Annotated in this window: 5 protein-coding genes, 1 tRNA gene and 1 pseudogene; 4 read left to right on the top strand and 3 right to left on the bottom strand. The window is 65.7% G+C overall.

Annotation, left to right across the window (positions count from 1 at the left end; all coding sequences use genetic code 11):
* The 4 genes from JHD67_RS21000 to JHD67_RS20985 form a co-directional block, all read left to right on the top strand.
* Positions 1–386 (top strand): DHHA1 domain-containing protein (locus JHD67_RS21000; RefSeq protein WP_233172156.1); only part of this gene is annotated, 386 nt, incomplete at its 5' end.
* A gap of 275 nt (positions 387–661) precedes the next feature.
* The gene (gene csrA, locus JHD67_RS20995; protein WP_199101090.1) at positions 662–868 is read left to right on the top strand and encodes a carbon storage regulator CsrA; all 207 of its coding nucleotides are present in this window, start codon (positions 662–664) and stop codon (positions 866–868) included.
* 74 nt (positions 869–942) lie between these two features.
* Positions 943–1,035 (top strand) — tRNA-Ser (locus JHD67_RS20990).
* A 180-nt stretch (positions 1,036–1,215) separates the two neighbouring features.
* Positions 1,216–2,343 carry a YXWGXW repeat-containing protein gene (locus JHD67_RS20985; protein WP_199101089.1) on the top strand — a complete coding sequence of 376 codons (1,128 nt, stop codon included), beginning with the start codon at positions 1,216–1,218 and terminating at the stop codon, positions 2,341–2,343.
* Positions 2,344–2,403: 60 nt separating this feature from the next.
* Here the strand turns inward: JHD67_RS20985 and JHD67_RS20980 are convergent, their stop codons facing one another.
* The 3 genes and pseudogenes from JHD67_RS20980 to JHD67_RS20970 all read right to left on the bottom strand — a co-directional run.
* Positions 2,404–3,132 carry a UDP-2,3-diacylglucosamine diphosphatase gene (locus tag JHD67_RS20980; RefSeq protein ID WP_199101088.1) on the bottom strand — a complete coding sequence of 243 codons (729 nt, stop codon included), beginning with the start codon at positions 3,130–3,132 and terminating at the stop codon, positions 2,404–2,406.
* Between the two features lie 6 nt (positions 3,133–3,138).
* Positions 3,139–3,831: a peptidylprolyl isomerase gene (locus JHD67_RS20975; protein ID WP_199101087.1), complete on the bottom strand. Its 693-nt coding sequence runs from the start codon at positions 3,829–3,831 to the stop codon at positions 3,139–3,141.
* Positions 3,832–3,920: 89 nt separating this feature from the next.
* A pseudogene (locus tag JHD67_RS20970) lies at positions 3,921–4,686 on the bottom strand (exopolyphosphatase); the annotation flags it as partial.

The following is a 4,686-nucleotide window of genomic DNA, read 5'->3' as shown; positions in this document are numbered from 1 at the left end:
GTGCCAAGGCCGCCGGTTCGGTGACGGCGGATCTGGCCACCGCTGCGCACGACGTGGACGGCATCAAGGTCATTGCCGCGCGCCTGGAGGGCCTGGACGCCAAGGCATTGCGCGACAGCATGGATCAGCTCAAGCAGCAACTGCCCGATTGCGTGATTCTGCTGGCCGGCGCTGCCGATGGCCGCGTATCGCTGGTGGCCGGCGTGAACGGCAAGGCGCTTGGCCGGGTCAAGGCCGGTGACGTCGTGGCTCATGTGGCCAGTCAAATCGATGGCAAGGGCGGTGGTCGTCCGGATATGGCTCAGGGCGGCGGAAATGACAGTGCCGTGCTGCCTGGCATCCTGAACAGCCTGCCGGGCTGGATCGGTGAGCGGCTGGCGTCCTGACGCGTATCTGACGCAGGTCAACCAAACAGACTCCGTTGCCGTTTACGCATTGCGCAGCCATCGGACGCTCGGCTAGTATCCAAACACTGCCGGCACCGATGGTTGCGACGGTGTCGCTCGACATGGCATCAACAGGGATGCCTCGTCTGTGAACCGGGGAAGGCGGTAGGGCCTTCGACGGGTACAATCGTCGATAAGAACGCGGACGGTGAAGCTCAGGGGTGAGGCATAACCGTCCGTTGGCCTATGACCAAAGTATTCATGGAGTGGCAAACATGTTGATTCTGACCCGCAGGGTCGGTGAAACCTTGATGATCGGTGACGAGGTGACCGTTACCGTTCTAGGCGTGAAGGGCAATCAAGTGCGTATTGGTATCAATGCGCCCAAGAACGTCGCCGTGCATCGTGAAGAGATCTATCAACGGATCAAGAACGAGCACGAACCGGACGGAAGCACGCCCGGTGGCGCTGGCGAACACTGACAGGCAAAAAGGCTTTACCTAGAGCTCGCCGGTTAGTATCCTTGCCGGCTCCGCAGTAATGCGGAAAAAAATCCGGAGAGATGCCCGAGAGGCCGAAGGGGCTCCCCTGCTAAGGGAGTATAGGGTCAAAAGCCTTATCGAGGGTTCGAATCCCTCTCTCTCCGCCAGTTTGCAAAGAGCCCCCGCGTGGGGCTTTTTGCGTTTCTGGGCGTTGGTGTTGGAATCGCCCCGTTCATTCGCGGTGCAAGCGTCTGAACCATACGCAACGATGCGGCCCAGGCCGGGTATCTCCCGATCGCGTTTCGCACGTTATTGTCCTCAAGCTACCTTGCTGCGGAGGACACGCCATGTATATGCCTTGGTCGGAAGCTCGGGTGTCACGTCACCGGTTGGTGCGCGCGTTCGCCGTCGCCCTGGCCGCGGCCGCTTGCGTCGCTGCGCCGATCCGCTCCGAGGCGGGTGTGTCCATCGGCGTGGGTATCTCGGTAGGCACCGCGCCGCCGCCGCTGCCGATTTATGTGCAGCCCCCGATTCCCGCGCCAGGCTATATCTGGGTACCGGGTTATTGGGCGTGGGGCGATGGGGGTTATTACTGGGTGCCAGGCACCTGGATACTGCCGCCCTTTGTGGGTGCGCTATGGACGCCGGGCTGGTGGGGCTGGTCGGGTGGCCTGTATGTGTTCCATGCCGGCTACTGGGGTCCGCACGTGGGCTTCTACGGCGGTATCAACTATGGATACGGCTATGCCGGCGTGGGTTATGCGGGTGGCTACTGGCGTGGTGGTTCGTTCTACTACAACCGTTCGGTCAATCGCATCGACAACGTGCACATCACGAATGTGTACAACAGCACGGTGAACAATGTTTCCGTCAATCGGGCCAGCTTCAACGGTGGCCAGGGTGGCGTCAACGCGCGGCCGAGCGCGCAGGAAATGGCTTATGCGCACGAATCGCACGTGCCAGCGGTGACGGCGCAGACGCAGCAGATGGCGGCGGCCAGTCGTGAGCCCTCGATGCGCGCCTCGTTCAATCACGGCGCACCGGCGGTTGGCGGTACCGCGATGGCGGGTGCACTGCATGCGGCGACGAACTCGCCTTCACCGGCGACATTCAATACACAGCGCGTTGCCGCGCCGGCCGCATCGCCAGCTTCCCATGGCGATATGGCGCTGCGCTCGGCCGGTTTTGCGCCGCATGCCGGGGCGGCCGGGAGCCCGGTGCGCACGGTGAACGGCAACGGCGGCTTCACTGCGCATACGGCGCAGGTGCCGGCTGGTGGTCCAACGCGCGTGGAAGGCAGCAACGGCGGGTACACGGCGCAATTGCGCAGCTATTCCGGTAACCGCGGAGCCGCGCCGAGCTACCACGCGTCGGCTTACCGGGCGCCGCAGGCACGTCCTTCCGCACCGGCCAGCCACGCCTCGGCGCCGCACGGCAGCGCGCCGCGCGGCGCACCGCACGGGGAGCATCACTGAGGCGGTGATGTGGGAGGCGTCATGCACGGGTGCAGGGCAAGCCCCTGCATCCATGCTTGGTTAACCGAGCGCGAGTCCGCGCAGCTCGGCGCTGTCGGGGGTAACGCGCAGCACGGAACCGTGCTCATACCAATCGCCCAGCACGATGCGTTCGGCCGGCTGGCCGTCCAGTTCGAAGCGATGCGTGGCAGGGCGATGCGTGTGGCCGTGGATCAGTCGCATGACGCCGGCCTGGCGCATGGCTTGCGCCACGGCATCGCCGTTGACATCCATGATGGTTTCCATGGTGCTGCCGGTATGCGCGCGGCTATCTTCGCGAGCCTTGGCGGCGAAGGCGCGACGCGCAGGCAAGGGCATGGCCAGCACCTGCGCCTGCCATGCCGGCGTGCGCACCTGCTGGCGCACTGCCTGGTAGGCCACGTCGTCGGTGCATAGCACGTCGCCATGCATCAACAGGGTGGGCCGGCCATAGAGCGTGTGCACGGTGCCGTCGTCGAGCAGGGAGAGGCCGGCCCGCTGGGCGAAGGCCTGGCCCAATAGAAAATCACGGTTGCCGACCATGAAATACACCGGCACGCCGCTGTCGCGCAGTGTGCGCGTAGCGCGGGCAATGCGCGCCGGTAGTTCGGCGTCGTCGTCGTCGCCGATCCAGGCTTCCACGAGGTCGCCTAGGATATAGAGCGCATCGGCCGCGCGGGCCTCTTCGCTGGCGAGGAAGTCCTCGAACAGCTGGGTGATATGCGGACGGCTGTCGTCCAGGTGCAGGTCGGCAATGAACAGCGTCGCCATGAAGCCTCAGCCCTTGCTCTTGGCGGCGGGCTTGTCGCTCTTGGTGGCCTTGTTCGTGGCCGGGGCGGCAGGCTGCGCGGTGCTGGCGGGGGCTTCCTCGCCAACCACGTTGGCGCTATCGATCACGATCAGTGGATTGGGTACGTCGCCGGCGAAGGGCCCCAGGCCACGGGTTGGCAGGGCGGCCAGCTTGTCGACCACGTCCATGCCCTTCACCACCTTGCCGAACACCGCGTAGCCCCAGGTGAGGCCGCTCTGGTTGCCGACGAAGTCGAGGCGGCGGTTGTCCACCAGGTTGAAGAAGAACTGCGAGGTGCCGGAGTTGGGGTCGGCGCCACGGGCCACGGCCACCGTTCCGCGCAGATTGGGGACGCCGTTGTCCGCCTCGCTGGGAATGGCCGAGCGGGTGCGCTTGGCTTGCAGGTCCCGCGTGTACAGGCCGCCCTGGACCAGGTAACCCTGGATGGCACGGTGGAACACCGTGCCGCTGTAGAAGCCGTCGCGCACGTATTGCAGGAAGTTGGCCACGCTACGCGGCGACTTGTCCGGGAACAGCTCGATGGTGATGTCGCCCTGGGAGGTATGCAGCACCACTTCCGGGTGGGCAACGGCAGCGGCGGGCGTTGCGGGCTTGGCCGCCTGGGCCAGCAGTGCGAAAGGCGAGATCAGCAGGAGTGTGGCGAGCAGAAATCGGGACATGGTAGGTCGGGCGGCGAGTGGCATCCGGACATCATACGCGGCCAGGGCGCGCCGTGGCTTGCGCGCGCGGCTCGCCGTGTGGATTTCGCTCAGGAAGGATGCACTTCCAAGAGCAGGCCCAGCTCGTTGATCGGGGCCTGCTCTTGCTCCAGGTCGGCCTCGCTGAGCGGGTGTTGGTCCAGCCAGGCGGCGGGAATGCTCAGGCGCAGGCGCTGGCTGGTGGCCGCCAGTTGCATGGGCGGCAGTGACTCGGCGCGCCGGGCCCGTCGGAACAGCACGGCCAGCCGCAGCAGGGCCGTGATATAGCGCGCCAGCTGCCGATAGCGCTGGGGCAGGGCGGAGAAGCTGGCCTTGTCGGGCTTGCGGCGGTGCGACTCCACGATGGCGGCGAGCAGCTGCTGCTCCTGCCGCGAGAAGCCGGCCAGATCGGCGTGGCGCAAAATGTAGGCGCCATGGTGATGATGCTGGCTATGCGCGATGGCCAGGCCGATTTCATGCACGCGCGCGGACCAGGACAGCCATTCGCGCGCCTCGGTGTCCAATCGCCATATGCGTGCGATCTGGTCGAAGAACATCAATGCCGTCGATTCCACGCGGCGTGCCTGTGCGCGATCCACGCCGTAGCGGCTAGCCAGTGCGTCGATGCTGGCGGTGCGCGGATCGGTGCCGCCCGCGCGTCCGATCAGGTCCCACAACAAGCCTTCGCGCATGGAGCTTTCGCATACGCGCATGCGTTCGATGCCCAGCGCCTCAAAGGCGGCCTCGAAGATGGCGACACCGCCGGCGATCACTGGCGCGCGGTCGTCGGTGAGGCCGGGCAGCTTGAGCGAGCTGATCTGGCCTTGGGCCAACAGC

Origin of the sequence: Dyella sp. ASV21 (genome assembly GCF_016428975.1) — a bacterium.
GTDB lineage: Bacteria > Pseudomonadota > Gammaproteobacteria > Xanthomonadales > Rhodanobacteraceae > Dyella.
The sequence above is the reverse complement of the archived record's forward strand: the minus strand, read 5'-3'. Positions and strand labels throughout refer to the sequence as shown.

Excerpts from the sequence above, each read along its gene's own strand:
- csrA (WP_199101090.1), top strand. The coding sequence starts at position 662 with ATGTTGATTCTGACCCGCAGGGTCGGTGAAACCTTGATGATCGGTGAC.
- JHD67_RS20985 (WP_199101089.1), top strand. The coding sequence starts at position 1,216 with ATGTATATGCCTTGGTCGGAAGCTCGGGTGTCACGTCACCGGTTGGTG.
- JHD67_RS20980 (WP_199101088.1), bottom strand. The coding sequence starts at position 3,132 with ATGGCGACGCTGTTCATTGCCGACCTGCACCTGGACGACAGCCGTCCG.
- JHD67_RS20975 (WP_199101087.1), bottom strand. The coding sequence starts at position 3,831 with ATGTCCCGATTTCTGCTCGCCACACTCCTGCTGATCTCGCCTTTCGCA.